Source organism: Parapedobacter pyrenivorans, assembly GCF_014636865.1.
Taxonomy (GTDB): Bacteria; Bacteroidota; Bacteroidia; order Sphingobacteriales; family Sphingobacteriaceae; genus Parapedobacter; species Parapedobacter pyrenivorans.
The window spans coordinates 2,545,607-2,559,582 of the sequence record NZ_BMER01000001.1; the positions used below are offsets into that span (position 1 = coordinate 2,545,607).

The 13,976-nt window shown below is 50.1% G+C and carries 9 protein-coding genes; 8 read left to right on the forward strand and 1 reads right to left on the reverse strand.

The window, feature by feature from the left end:
• Positions 1-91: 91 nt before the first annotated feature.
• Genes IEV98_RS09990 through IEV98_RS10000 form a run of 3 tightly spaced genes read left to right on the forward strand, consistent with a single transcriptional unit; the run spans position 92 to position 6,121 of the window.
• Complete coding sequence (locus IEV98_RS09990; protein ID WP_188505697.1) at positions 92-2,440, forward strand: PSD1 and planctomycete cytochrome C domain-containing protein; 2,349 nt, start codon at positions 92-94, stop codon at positions 2,438-2,440.
• A 43-nt stretch (positions 2,441-2,483) separates the two neighbouring features.
• Positions 2,484-3,956: a DUF1501 domain-containing protein gene (locus IEV98_RS09995; protein ID WP_229738657.1), complete on the forward strand. Its 1,473-nt coding sequence runs from the start codon at positions 2,484-2,486 to the stop codon at positions 3,954-3,956.
• Between the two features lie 8 nt (positions 3,957-3,964).
• Complete coding sequence (locus IEV98_RS10000) at positions 3,965-6,121, forward strand: c-type cytochrome domain-containing protein (RefSeq protein WP_188505698.1); 2,157 nt, start codon at positions 3,965-3,967, stop codon at positions 6,119-6,121.
• A 129-nt stretch (positions 6,122-6,250) separates the two neighbouring features.
• Here IEV98_RS10000 and IEV98_RS10005 read toward each other — a convergent pair whose 3' ends face one another.
• Positions 6,251-7,276, reverse strand: coding sequence for a LacI family DNA-binding transcriptional regulator (locus IEV98_RS10005; protein ID WP_188505699.1), 1,026 nt, complete (start codon positions 7,274-7,276; stop codon positions 6,251-6,253).
• 147 nt (positions 7,277-7,423) lie between these two features.
• Here IEV98_RS10005 and IEV98_RS10010 point away from each other — a divergent pair, with 147 nt between their 5' ends.
• From IEV98_RS10010 to IEV98_RS10030, 5 genes are all read left to right on the forward strand, one after another.
• Positions 7,424-8,281, forward strand: coding sequence for a sugar phosphate isomerase/epimerase family protein (locus tag IEV98_RS10010; RefSeq protein WP_188505700.1), 858 nt, complete (start codon positions 7,424-7,426; stop codon positions 8,279-8,281).
• 50 nt (positions 8,282-8,331) lie between these two features.
• On the forward strand, positions 8,332-9,756 hold the full coding sequence (locus IEV98_RS10015; RefSeq protein ID WP_188505701.1) for a Gfo/Idh/MocA family oxidoreductase: 1,425 nt from the start codon (positions 8,332-8,334) through the stop codon (positions 9,754-9,756).
• A gap of 104 nt (positions 9,757-9,860) precedes the next feature.
• Positions 9,861-10,655, forward strand: coding sequence for a PorV/PorQ family protein (locus IEV98_RS10020; protein ID WP_188505702.1), 795 nt, complete (start codon positions 9,861-9,863; stop codon positions 10,653-10,655).
• Positions 10,645-12,693: a helix-hairpin-helix domain-containing protein gene (locus IEV98_RS10025; protein WP_188505703.1), complete on the forward strand. Its 2,049-nt coding sequence runs from the start codon at positions 10,645-10,647 to the stop codon at positions 12,691-12,693. The genes IEV98_RS10020 and IEV98_RS10025 overlap by 11 nt, the downstream gene beginning before the upstream one ends.
• Positions 12,694-12,735: 42 nt before the next feature.
• Positions 12,736-13,881: a glycerate kinase gene (locus tag IEV98_RS10030; protein ID WP_229738658.1), complete on the forward strand. Its 1,146-nt coding sequence runs from the start codon at positions 12,736-12,738 to the stop codon at positions 13,879-13,881.
• Positions 13,882-13,976: the final 95 nt, after the last annotated feature.

Genomic DNA, 13,976 nt, shown 5'->3' on the forward strand with positions numbered 1-13,976 from the left:
CATTCAGAATTCTTTGCTTTAGGCCATTTAGCATATCGTACTTCGGGATATTTTTGCTACATTTGATTGTACGTACCATTTTGAATCGATTATGAGGCGCTTTCTTTCGCCGAAATGGCTAATTGGCATATTGATTCTGTTGTTTGTGGTGTTGCTTTCCGCTTATTTTTTCTCCGGAAGCCAAACAAGCAGCATGGGCGGTTCTATGCCGTTGCCGGCGGTAGTCGACTACAATTTTCACGTCCGACCGATCCTATCAGACAAATGCTTTGCTTGCCATGGGCCGGATAAGAATGCGCGCGAAGCGGATCTACGGCTGGATACGGAGGAGGGTGCCTACAAGGCACTGGTGGAGACTGCCGGTATGCACGCGATTGTGCCGGGCCATCCAGACCAAAGCGAGGCCTATCTGCGGATGACCAGTGATGACGAGTCCGTGCGGATGCCCCCCGTATCGGCCAACCTAGCGCTAAACGACTATGAGATCAAACTCATTGAACGGTGGATTAAGCAGGGAGCGGAATACAAGCCCCATTGGGCATTTACCCCGCCTGAAAAGACAGAAGTTCCGGAGGTGGATGATGCGGATTGGCCAATCAACGAGTTGGATCGCTTTGTGCTGGCACGGATGGAAGTGAAGGGGTTTGAACCTAACCCCGTGGCAGAAAAACATCATTTGCTACGACGCGTTAGCCTCGATCTTACCGGACTGCCGCCCACTGATGAGCAGCTCGAACGTTTTCTGGCAGATAACTCCGAAAAGGCGTATGAAACCGCAGTAGACGAACTCATTGCTTCGCTAGCCTATGGCGAGCGCATGGCTATGCATTGGCTGGATGTGGCACGTTATGCGGATTCTTATGGGTACCAGGATGACGATATCCGTACGCAGTGGCCATGGCGCGATTGGGTAATCCATGCTTTCAATGAGAATATGCCCTATGACCGATTTGTAACGTGGCAAGTGGCGGGCGATTTGTTACCCAATGCGACGAAGGAGCAATTGCTGGCTTCTGCTTTTAGCAGGAACCATAAGATTACCGAAGAAGGCGGAGTGATCGAAGAGGAATACCGGGTGGCCTATGCGATTGATAAGACCAACACCTTCAGCAAAGGGATTTTGGGTATTACCATGGAATGTGCACAGTGCCACGATCATAAGTACGACCCGTTCTCGCAGAAGAATTATTTTGAACTATACGCCTTTTTCAATAATTCGATGGAGAAGGGGCTCGAAGGACTAGTTAATTCCGGACCGTCGAAAACACCTCGCCTTACGATTACCCAACAGGATGTGGAGAGCATTCTGCAATTTATCAATAAAGGCGAAGATACGTCGGCCGTATCGGTATCCGTGATGGGCGAACGTGACGAGGTTAGGCCAACGTACGTGCTGGATAGAGGGGTGTATGATGCACCTGCGGAACGTGTTTACCCGGGAACGCCGGAATCTGTGCTGGAATTTGACAGCACTCAATATGCGTCCAATCGGTTGGGACTTACGGAATGGGCTTTCAACAAGGATAACCCACTTACTGCCCGTGTATTTGTAAACCAATTGTGGGCCATGGTTTTTGGACGTGGGCTGGTCGCTACGGTGGCAGACTTCGGTAATCAGGGCGAACTCCCAAGTCATCCGGAACTATTGGATTGGCTGGCTGCCGACTTCCGCGACAACGGGTGGGATGTGAAGCGGTTGATGAAACAGTTTGTGATGAGTGCCACCTATCGTCAGTCGTCGCAGGTTACAAAAAAACACCTTCAAGAAGACCCAGACAATGTTTACCTGGCACGGGCCAAGCGGGTGCGGTTGCCGGCAGAATCCATCCGCGACCTGGTGCTGGCCAGTAGTGGATTGCTGAATCCGGAAATCGGTGGCGCTAGTGTGAAACCCTACCAGCCCGACGGTATATGGGAAGTAACCAGTTCCGGACGGGGCGCGCTGACCAATTATGTGCAGGATCACGGCGGTGCGCTGTACCGCAGGGGGATGTATGTGTTCATCAAGCTGACGGTTCCGCCGCCGAACATGCTGATATTTGACGCCAGTAACCGAGACATGTGTGAAGTAACCCGCCAACGTACGAATACTCCGCTTCAGGCCTTGGTCATGCTGAACGATCCGGTAATCCTTGAAGCGTCGCGGGTACTTTCCGGGAAGCTGCTAGCTGCCTCACCGGAAGCACCAACGCGTAACTATATTGAGCGCGCATTCCTCCGAATCTTGAGTAGGGAGCCGAGTACGCAGGAAATGGACCTGTTGGAAGATTACTATCAGAGCGAATTGAAACGCTACCGGGGATCGCCGTCGGAGGCCGAGGCTTTCTTGGATGTGGGGGAGGCCCCGCAGGAAAAAAGTGTTCCGGTTGCGGCGCAGGCGGCGTTAATGGCGGTGGTTCATACCTTGTATAACCTGGAGGAAACCATTACGCGGACATGATGAACGGCTAATCGCCGATAGCTGAAAAAGATGAACGTATAGCATGAAGAAAGACGAAATGATTGCGAAAGAGGTAGCGAACGCCCGTCTATTCCAAAACAGGCGGCAGTTTCTCTCACGGCTGAGCATCGGTATTGGAAGTGCGGCGTTGGGCTCATTGCTGATACCGGACTTGTTTTCTGGCGGTGGTGTGGATGAAGAAGGGCTGATGGCGAGGCTTCCGGAATTTGCCCCGAAGGCAAAGCGGGTGATTTACCTGTTTCAGAGTGGAGGGGTGTCCCAACTGGAGTCGTTCGATCCGAAACCCAAGCTACGGGAAATGATGGGACAGGACCTGCCGGAATCGATACGTGGAGGACAACGGCTCACGGGCATGACGGCCGGCCAGGCAACTTTTCCCCTGGTGGGTTCATACTATGATTTTGCGCAATATGGCAAGAGTGGGGCATGGGTAAGCTCGGTATTTCCTCATATGGCCAACGTGGTAGACGATCTGTGCATTATTCGTTCGCTTCATACCGATGCAATCAACCACGATCCAGCCATCACGTTTTTCCAAACGGGTGCGCAGCAGGGTAATCGCCCCAGTATGGGCGCGTGGCTAAGCTACGGGCTGGGCAGCGACAATCAAAACCTGCCGGCATTCTGCGTACTCGTGTCTAAAGGAAAGGGCAATGGGCAGGGGGTTTACTCCAAACTATGGACCAACGGCTTTCTGGATTCGGTGCATCAGGGGGTGCAGTTCATGGGCGGACCAGACCCGGTACTGTATCTCAGTGATCCTCCGGGCACGGACCGCATGAGCCGGCGGGCCATGTTTGATAAACTGGCGGAGCTGAACAGCCTGCAGTTTGAAGCGTTTGGCGACCCCGAAATCACGGCAAAAGTGCAGCAGTACGAAATGGCCTACCGCATGCAAACGTCCGTGCCGGAAGTGACCGACCTCTCAAAGGAGCCGGACCACATCGTTAAACTATACGGGCCCGACTGCCTTGTGCCGGGTACCTATGCGGCCAATTGCCTGTTGGCACGTAAGTTATCTGAAAATGGTGTGCGCTTTGTACAATTATACCATCAGGGCTGGGACCAGCACGGCGGCTTGCCATACGAGATGGCCATGCAGGCCAAAGACGTAGACCAAGCGTCGGCCGCGTTGATTACGGATCTGAAGCAACGGGGGCTGCTGGATGAAACACTCGTGATCTGGGGGGGGGAATTCGGGCGGACAAACTATTGCCAGGGTAATCTGGAATACAACAACTATGGCCGGGATCACCACCCACGCTGTTTTAGTGTGTGGATGGCCGGAGGCGGTGTGAAACCGGGAATGGTATATGGTGAAACGGACGAATTTGGCTATAACATTGTAAAGGATCCCGTGCACGTACATGATTTCCATGCCACCATCTTACACCAATTGGGGCTCAATCATGAGAAATTGACGTATCGGCACTTGGGCAGGCGCTATCGCCTCACCGATGTTGCCGGTACTGTGGTGAACGATATTCTGGTGTAAGGGAAACGATGAGAACCATCCATGCGCTGCTGCTGAACCTGCTGATCGGACTTAATGTATTTATCCTTTTTTTCCTGCTGTTCGAAAGTAGGATTGTTGTGTCTCCCGCGTTGCAGGTGTTAGGGCGGGGGCATCCATTGTTTCTGCATTTTCCGATTGTGTTACTGGTGCTGGCATGGGGGTTGTCCTGGTTTGGCGACCGGCTGGGGATTCCGCAAAACGCGGCCAAGCGGTTTATATACGTATTGCTGTTTGCCAGCGCCTGGAGCGCTGCCATCACCGTGGTAGCGGGGCTGCTGCTCGCTAAAGAAGGTGGGTATGAGGGTAGTGGCTTTTTGTGGCATAAATGGATGGGTGTGGTATTGTGCTTTTTAGCTAACGGCTTGCTGTGGTACTATCGATGGAGTACGGAACGCGCAGGCCGCCATCACCGGTTTTTCCTGGCGGGACTGAGCCTTTCGCTGGTTGTATTGCTGGTAGCGGGGCATCAGGGTGCCGGGTTGACCCATGGTGATGATTTCCTGTTTGAACCCCTGCGTGACAACAGGCAGAAAACGTTGGACATGGCGACAGCGGTAGTGTACCAAGACCTGGTTTACCCCATCTTGAAGGCGAAATGTTTGAGCTGCCACAGCACGAACAAGGCGAAGGGTGACCTCGTGCTGGCGGATACGGCTTCTTTGATGAAGGGGGGTGAAAATGGGCCTGTACTGGTAAAGGGCTCGGTAGGAGAAAGCCTGATGATGCAACGACTATTGCTGGATCTGGATCATGAACATCGCATGCCGCCGAAGGGTAAACCACAGCTGACATCGGAGGAGTTGGCCCTAATTGATGCCTGGATTGCGTCCGGTGCTGATTTTAATATCCCACTGGCGGAATTGCCCCCCAACGATACCATCCGCTACCTGGTCGCTACGCTGTATGATGCGGCTGAAGAGACGTTTGATTTTGCAGCCGCGGATGCCGAAATAATTGAAAAATTGAATAGCCCTTATCGGGTTGTCAAGCCGCTGGCACAGACCTCGCCTGCATTGGCTGTTGGTTATTTTGGAAAGGCATTTTACAACGACCGGTCATTGCGGGAGCTGGAGCCCATTAACCAGCAGGTGGTTTCGTTAACGCTGAGCGGAATGCCATTGACCGGGGGCGACCGTGATGTATTGGGTGCTTTTGCTAACCTGCGGGAGCTAATGCTAAACGGTACTCCTGTGGATGATAGCTGGAGCGAGATGCTTTCCCAGCTTTCGAAACTGCAATCCGTTAGCCTAAGCAGTACAGACATGACCGAAGCTGGCCTGACCAAAGTGCTATCCGCACCGGCGCTACGGACGGTGTACGTGTGGAATACGGGGATTGATGCAGCTGCGCTAGAGCGGCTCCAGCAACAATACAAGCACGTACGCATTGAGCGTGGCTACGTAGACGACGGTAGCACGGTACTGCCATTGAATGACCCGATTATAACCCCGGTAAGCAAGTTTTTCAATGATAAGATACAGGTAACGTTAGCCCATCCGGTGACTGGCGTTGAACTCCGTTATACCCTTGATGGCGCTGAGCCCGACAGTGTGCATTCAATGATCTACAAAGCTCCGTTTGATGTCGCCGCGTCTACCGTGGTGCGGGTGAAAGGGTATAAGGCTGGATGGCTTTCGAGCAGGGAGATAAAACGGGCTTTCCACCGATCCGCCCACAGCCCTGCCAAGGTTGTTCTGTTGAGCCAACCGGATCCGCGATATAAAGGAAGGGGTGCATACTCGTTGTATGACTTGGAAAGCGGGAGCAACAATCATGCAGACGGAAAATGGCTAGGATCTCATGGTCGGCCGATAATTGCTTCCATGCATTTCGATACGGGCATAGGCGTCGATACAATAGGCATCGATATTAAACAGGATTATGGCAGTCATATCTATCCGCCGGAATGGGTAGAAGTATGGGGCGGTGCGGATTCGGTGAGTGCGCAATTGCTTTCCCGATTCCGTCCGGAATTGCATAAGCCAGAGCAGGTTTCGCCAACACGTTTGGTAAATGTTCCGGTAGGTGGCAAAAATATCCGTTACCTCCGTTTAACGGTAGAGCCCTATATACCCATACCTGCGGGATATCCGGCGAACGGCAACCCCGCCTGGATTTTCGCAGACGAAATCACTGTTCGGTAGCGTCAACCGGTAGAAGAGCAAAAAATCAAGTACATCGTTTGAAAAGCACTGGAAACAGGCTTTTTAATGGCCAATGTTGCGTCGGGTTTGAAAGTTTTGCAGTAAACATTCAATTGAATGGGGCTTTCTTTACCTTTGTTTATAACTGGAGAAAACCTGCAATTCACAAGGTAGTTTAACAAGCTGGGGTTGGTATCCTGTTTGCGGATGGTTGACCAAGTCCAATAACAATAAACCTGCTTTTTGCCCGATTTCAAAGGGTTGTTCTTTGAGTGAAGCGAGGGGAGGGCGTTCCAGGTATTGGATCATTGGATTGGAACCGTAGCCAATCAGTTCGATGGAATCGGCTCTTGTGGCAAAGTCCCGTCGTAGGCAGCTAAGCGCATCAAGCATCACCTGATCCTTGAATGCAAGGATGGCGGTAGGTGGTTTGTCGAGCTGCATTAATCGGCGCGTGGCTTGGAAGTTGCTTTCTTGGGTAAAGTCACTTTCCTGAACGAGTGATTTGTCGAAAGGAATCCGGTGCTGGATCAGTCCATCGCGATACCCAAGAAACCGATCCCGGCTCGTCGTCCAATAGGATGAGGCATTGATGAAACCGATACGTTTGTGCATTCGGGATACAAAAAAGGCGATAGCATCGATGGAACCGGTATACACATCACTGCAAACACAATGATATTCCTCATTGATGGGTTTGCGCATGAAATACACAATGGGTGTGCCAGACTGGACAAACTCATTGATATGGGTGGTGTCCACAGTTTCCCGCGATATCGCAATAATCAACCCATCTACACGGTTGCTTTGCATGGTGAGCAAGAGTTCTTTTTCCCGTTGGAGGCTTTCGTGGCTCTGGCCGATCAGTACGTTGTATCCATTGTCATAGGCGAACTTTTCAAAGCCTTCCACGGCGGCGACATAAAAATGGTCGAGCATGCTGGGTATGAGGATGCCCAGCGTAAACGATTTTTGTTGTTTGAACCGAATAGCTGTCTGATTGGGAACGAAATGGAGTTGTTCAGCAAGTTTCTTGACGCGTTCTTTGGTGGTCACGCCGATGTTAGGATGATCCCGGAGTGCTTTCGAAACAGTGGACGGTGAAAGTTTCAATGCTAACGCAATATCCTTGATGGTAGCTCGCTTGTGGTCCATCGGGCTAATATAATGAAACCTGCATAAATTGCCATAAATAAATGGACATGGGTAATTTACGCAAGCTTTATTGCCAATAAAAAAGCAAATGGAAATCTGGAACAGAAGAAAATGACCAAATATATTCAATCAGTTAGTTAAACATTAATGGAAACGAGAAGAACATTCATTCAAAAAGGATTATTAGGAGTATCAGCTGCCACCGTTATCGGGCCCTTGGCTGCATCGGCCTATTCAACGAGCCGGGAAGGCGAGAAGACGTATCGCAACGATCGATTTGATTTGGGTATTGCGGGATATAGCTTTGTGCATTTCGGCTTGGATGAATCATTGGCGATGATGAAACGAATGGACGTACACTACCTTTGTATTAAGGACTTTCACCTCCCGTTAACGAGCACCGATGTTGAAATAGCGGCGTTCCATCAAAAGTTGGCAGAATCGGACGTTGCCGGCTATGCCGTTGGGCCTCTTTATATGACCAAATCCAAGGCAGAGATTGACAATGCCTTTGAATATGCAAAGCGGGCAGGGGTCAAGTTGATTATTGGTATACCCAATAAAGAGGATCTGGAGTATATTGCTGGCAAAACATCCGAATACGATATCCGGTATGCGATACACAACCATGGCCCGGAAGATAAATTGTATCCGAATGCAACCAGTATTTTTGAATTAGTCAAGAACTTGGACGCCCGCATGGGTATTTGCTTCGATATGGGGCATAATATGCGCGACGGGCAGGATCCCATCCGCGATGTGGAGCGATACCACAAGCGGATATTTGATATCCACTTGAAGAACGTTACGGCTGCTACAAAAGATGGAAAGACCTGCGAGTTGGGGCGAGGCGTCATCGATATTCCTAAGTTCATCAATACCCTGCGCAACGTTGGCTATGATGGGAAGTGCAGCCTGGAATTTGAGAAGGATATGAAAGATCCGTTAGCTGGACTTGCGGAGAGTGTGGGTTATTTTAAAGGGGTATCAGACGCTTCGGCATAACTCGATAAATTAACAAATAAAGAGCTTTTTCAATCAATAAATCAAGTTAGATGAACAAGAACGAATATTCAAGAAGAATTTTCCTTAAACAAGCAATGCTGGCTTCCGCTGCGGCAGCCATGGCTCCAAGCTTGCTGATGGCTAAACCTAAATTAGCAGCTGCCAATGAACGTGTTAACTTAGCTTGTATAGGTATCGGAAACCGGGGCGGCGAAATCATCCGTGAGCTATATGCGACGGGGTTGGCAAATATCGTCGCCTTGTGTGATGTAGATATGGGAGCACCGCATACCGCTAAAGTGTTGGAGCAATTCCCTGATGTACCCCGTTTTCAGGATTTCAGGCAGCTATTCGATAAGATGGGGAGCCAGATTGATGCAGTATCAATCGGCGTTCCCGATCATTCGCATTTTCCAATTACCATGCATGCCATGGGATTGGGTAAGCATGTCTATGTGGAGAAGCCGTTAGCTCGTACATTCCAGGAGTGTGAATTGCTTATGGAAGCCGCTCGGAAATACAAAAATGTAGTTACTCAAATGGGCAACCAAGGGCATTCAGACGCCAATTATTTTCAGTTCAAGGCATGGGTGGACGCAGGCATCATCAAAGATGTGACAGCGATGACGGCACACATGAATTCGCCGCGTCGCTGGCATGGGTGGGATCCCAATATCAAATCGTTTCCCCCCGCGCAACAGATTCCAGACTCGTTAGATTGGGATTTATGGCACTCAGCTATTGCCCAGCAGCATGATTTTAATAAAGACTATATCAATGGGCAGTGGCGTTGCTGGTATGATTTCGGGATGGGCGCATTAGGAGACTGGGGAGCGCATATCATTGACACCGCCCATGAGTTTTTGGATTTGGGTCTACCCTATGAGGTGGAATGCACGAAGGCCACGGGGCATAACGACTTTTTCTTCCCGATGTCATCTACAATTGTGTTCAGGTTCCCGAAACGCAAACGAATGCCTGCGCTTGATATTACGTGGTATGACGGATTGGACAACCTGCCACCGATTCCCGAAGGTTATGGCGTATCCGGATTAGACCCCAATATCCCGCCACCCAGCACGGGCAAGCTCGAACCGGTGAAACTGAACCCCGGTAAAATCATTTATGGTAAGGAATTGACCTTCAAAGGCGGTTCGCATGGCAGCACACTCTCCATTATCCCCGAAGAGAAAGCCAAAGATATGGCTTCACAATTGCCGGAAGTGCCGGTTAGTCCTTCCAATCACTTTGCTAATTTTCTGAAAGCCTGCAAAGGAGAGGAAAAGACCCGTTCACCGTTTGAAGTCTCAGGACCATTGAGCCAAGTGTTTTCCCTGGGCGTGTTGGCCCAAAAGCTAAACACCAAACTGGAATTTAACCGGAGGAAGAAAGAAATCACCAATAACAAGATGGCCAACGAATTGTTGATGGGCCCGCCACCCCGCAAGGGCTGGGAGCAATATTACCAGGTTTAAATGATAGTTGAAAGTATGTAATTGATAGTTGAAAATGAGGGATGGAAGGTTAATTTTCCACTTTTCATTTTCAACTATCATTTTTTTAAAATAGATTCACCTCCATGATTGGAAGGTGTCTCATACTCCTCCTAATCTCCTATGAAAGCATCGCCCAAACCTATACAGGTCCAAACTACCAGGCCATGGGTCATACGGGTACCGCCTTACAGGGGATTTATAGCCTGACCGCCAACCCAGCTGGTCTGACAGGGTTGCAGCGTACTGAAATAGGCCTTAACTATCAACACCATTTCTTGACAACAGCCATTACTACACAGGCGGCCTTGGTGGGCGTGCCTACTCGTCTGGGAACATTCGGATTGGCTGTAAGCCGATACGGACTGAAGCGAGCATACGACGATACAAAGGCCGGTTTCTCTTTTGCGAGACAGTTTGGGCCCCGATTTTCCGTTGGTATGATGGCCAGCTACCACCAACTTTACATACCGAATTATTTGTACACATTTTCCCTATCGGTAGATATGGGGGTACAGTACCATTTTGAACAGGGTTCCATCATCGGATTTCAATACACCAATCTAGGCAACACGGGCTATGGTGTGGATGCATACGGCGTTATTCCGTCGTTCATGCGGATTGGGTTGAGCTATCCGCTGAAGGAAGTGATTATCACCGCCGATGTGGCGTATCAAACAGCTCGTGCCTTAGGAGGGCATTTCGGAGTTGAATACCGTATAGGTGAAATCCTGTGTTTGCGGGGTGGAGTATCCATCAACCCCATGCAACAACATGCTGGTTTTGGTGTCCGCTGGTTCCGCTTTGTGTTCGATGCTGCGGCCACATTTCACCCTCGCCTGGGCACGTCGCCCCAAATTGGTGTATGCTATGCATTTTAGTCGATATATTATTTTGGTAATCGGTTTGCTGCATATGTATGCCGTAAGTGCACAGACGGACGTTGACCTAATTGTCGAGCGTTTGACCGAACTTACCGCAGAGGAAGTGGCTGAAGATTTTGATTTCTCGGAATTGATCGAACGGTTGGACTACTATCAAAGGCACCCCATAGACCTTAATAATACCGATGGGCGAGCGCTGAGGGACCTCCAATTCGTACCCCAACTGTTTATCGACAATCTTTTGGAGCATCGTGATCGTTCCGGAAAGTTTGTTGCGATTTATGAACTGCAGGCCATTGAAGGGTTGGATATCGAGTTGCTTAGACTGCTTTTACCCTATGTTACCGTAGGTGTTTCAAGCTCACTCTCCGATGTTGGTATGGTCGAGTTGCTCCGAGAGGGGGAACATGAACTGATGGTTAGGTATGGACGTATCCTTCAACGAAGACGGGGATATGAGATTACGGATACTGCGCGCTCGCGATACTTGGGTAGCCCCGATCAAGTGTTTGCGCGCTATCGCTATCAATTCGGTCGCGACGTGCAGGTTGCACTCAATATGAAAAAAGATGCAGGCGAAGCGTTTTTCGCTGGAGCTCAGCGATACGGCTTTGACTTTTATTCCGGTAGCCTCTATATCCGTAATCAGGGTAAGTTAACGGATGTGGTAGTGGGTGACTACGCGTTGCAATTTGGGCAAGGACTGGCCATGTGGGGTGGGTTGGGATTCGGTAAGGGGGCTATGATACAGGGTATCGCCAAGCAAGCCACGGGCTTACGGCCTTATACGTCATCCAATGAGGTGTTATTTTTACGGGGTGGGGCAGCTACCTTGGCGTTTGGACATCTGTCAGTTACCCCTTTTCTTTCGTTACGTCGACTCGATGGGTCGATTTCTCATATGGGAGACAGTATATCCGCTGTCAGTTCCCTAAGTCAGGCAGGTCTCCACCGTACTCCAGCAGAGGTTGCTAACCGTGGTGCGGTACAGCAGTGGGTATCGGGAACCAATGTGCAATACCAATACAGACGACTCCGGATGGGAATAACATCCTATTATACCCGATTTGATAAGGCTGTCGAGCCCCGACAATTACTCCGCAATCAATATGCATTTCGTGGAAAAGCATTGTGGAATACCAGCATCTATTACAATCACTCGTGGCGGGGGATCTATCTTTTTGGCGAGGCTGCACATAGCCACGGCAGTGGTTTTGCTTTCGCCAATGGGTTGATTGCGACTTTGCATCCGCACCTGTCACTGGCGTTGCATTACCGTAACTACCAGCGCAATTACCATTCTTTTTTTAGTCAGGGCCTTGCAACGGGAAGCAGCGTGTCCAACGAGCGTGGTTTTTATTCCGGTTTGGTGTACCATCCAAGCAGGAAAGTCGAGTGGATGGTATACGCCGATTTCTTTCAATTCCCATGGCTTCGTTACCGGGTCGATGCGCCTTCGCATGGGATTGATATGCTTACGCAATTTACGTTCACTTGGTACAAAAAAGCCAATGTTTCGGTTCGCTACCGCTACCGTAAGCGGCAAGAAAATGCGACATTAGAACTCCCACACCGTACGCTCGGTGATGTGTCGCGCCAGCAGGTCCGCGTAAATGGACAGTATAAATTGAATGCCATTTGGAGTATGCGGAACCGGGTTGAGCTTTCGCATTACCAAAAGGAAGGTGATGTGACCGAGCTGGGATTGATGGTATACCATGATGTTATTTACAAGCCTATGCATGCCAGGTTGAGCGGTAATATGAGATTAGCGGTGTTCGGTATTCCCGGGTACAATACGCGCATCTATGCATACGAGAATGATGTGTTGTATGCCTATTCTTTTCCCTTATATCATAATGACGGCATCCGCGCGTATCTCAACCTTCGCTATCGATTTGCACGGAAGATGGATATATGGCTGAGGTATGCAACCTTTGTATATCGTGATGTCACCGAGGTAGGCAGTGGATTGGACGCTATCGCCGGCAACCGTCGTTCAGATATTCGTATCCAATGGAGGTGGCGGTTTTAAAATAGTTGAAAAAGTCCTTCGTTTACACTATGTTTGACGGCAATGAATATGCACATTCTAATCGCGCCAAACGCATTTAAACATGCCCTTGACGCCCGTGAGGTGGCTAGGGCTATCGAACGAGGTTTGTTAGCCAGCAAACTGCCCTGTTCATGTGAATGTTTTCCGATTGGAGATGGGGGGAATGGTACTTGTGCGTTGATCATGGAAAAACTGCAAGGGGAAATCGTCGAATTGGTGGTCAACGATCCAATAGGTAGGCCCATTTCAGCGACGTTTGGGCTTATTCAGGGCGGACAGATTGCAGTTATTGAGATGGCCGATGCCTCCGGGCTTCACTTGTTGAAGAGCAATGAGCTGGATCCGTTACGTGCCAATAGTTATGGTACGGGGCAATTGGTGAAGGGGGCTCTGGAACTGGGGGTCAGCGAAGTCATCATTGGTATGGGTGGGTCGGCGACCACCGATGGCGGAAGCGGGATATTGGCGGCATTGGGGCTACGCTTTCTCGATGAGGCCGGCCAGGAAATCACCGAGTTACCGCTAGGTCTGGAAAAGCTGCATCGAGTCGACCGTTCGGCTATGGATAAGCGGTTAGTGGACTGCAAGCTCACGATTCTCTGCGATGTAACCAATCCGTTGCTTGGAGAACTTGGTGCAGCCCGTGTTTTCGGTCCACAAAAGGGAGCTACTCCGGAAATGGTAGGTCGGCTAGAGTCTATTTTGACACGGTATGCGGAGGTCATACATGCGGAGACAGGCGTGTCGATTTCCGGCATCGTATCAGGAGGGGTTGCGGGTGGTGCCAGTGCCGGGTTATACGGAGTCTGGGGCGCTCATCTTGTCAATGGAATCGAATATTTTCTGAATCTGACCCAATTTGGAAAATCGCTTGAAAAAAGTGATCTCGTAATAACAGCGGAGGGTAGCATCGACAGTCAAACGTTGCAAGGCAAGGGGCCTTATGGTGTCGCCAAGCAAGCCAAGCATCTCGGGTTGCCCGTCGTTGGTTTGGCCGGCAGGATCCCAATGGCTATTACGGCGGATCTGAGCGCTTACTTCGACGTATTGATGGCCATAGCACATGGCCCGTGCTCCTTGGCGGATGCGTTGCCAGCTACATCCAACGACCTCTCGAGGGTTGCCACCCAAATTGGCAACCTGATCGCAAATACCGTAAAGCGCTGAATTGCTCAAAAACTAAGCCGTCACTTTGCTTTTTTTGAAATAAATTTCTAATTTGGTCGGTACTAATCGGAAAAACTAACAGAAATAAACCCAAT

Excerpts from the sequence above, each read along its gene's own strand:
- IEV98_RS09990 (WP_188505697.1), top strand. The coding sequence starts at position 92 with ATGAGGCGCTTTCTTTCGCCGAAATGGCTAATTGGCATATTGATTCTG.
- IEV98_RS09995 (WP_229738657.1), top strand. The coding sequence starts at position 2,484 with ATGAAGAAAGACGAAATGATTGCGAAAGAGGTAGCGAACGCCCGTCTA.
- IEV98_RS10000 (WP_188505698.1), top strand. The coding sequence starts at position 3,965 with ATGAGAACCATCCATGCGCTGCTGCTGAACCTGCTGATCGGACTTAAT.
- IEV98_RS10005 (WP_188505699.1), bottom strand. The coding sequence starts at position 7,276 with ATGGACCACAAGCGAGCTACCATCAAGGATATTGCGTTAGCATTGAAA.
- IEV98_RS10010 (WP_188505700.1), top strand. The coding sequence starts at position 7,424 with ATGGAAACGAGAAGAACATTCATTCAAAAAGGATTATTAGGAGTATCA.
- IEV98_RS10015 (WP_188505701.1), top strand. The coding sequence starts at position 8,332 with ATGAACAAGAACGAATATTCAAGAAGAATTTTCCTTAAACAAGCAATG.
- IEV98_RS10020 (WP_188505702.1), top strand. The coding sequence starts at position 9,861 with ATGATTGGAAGGTGTCTCATACTCCTCCTAATCTCCTATGAAAGCATC.
- IEV98_RS10025 (WP_188505703.1), top strand. The coding sequence starts at position 10,645 with ATGCATTTTAGTCGATATATTATTTTGGTAATCGGTTTGCTGCATATG.
- IEV98_RS10030 (WP_229738658.1), top strand. The coding sequence starts at position 12,736 with ATGAATATGCACATTCTAATCGCGCCAAACGCATTTAAACATGCCCTT.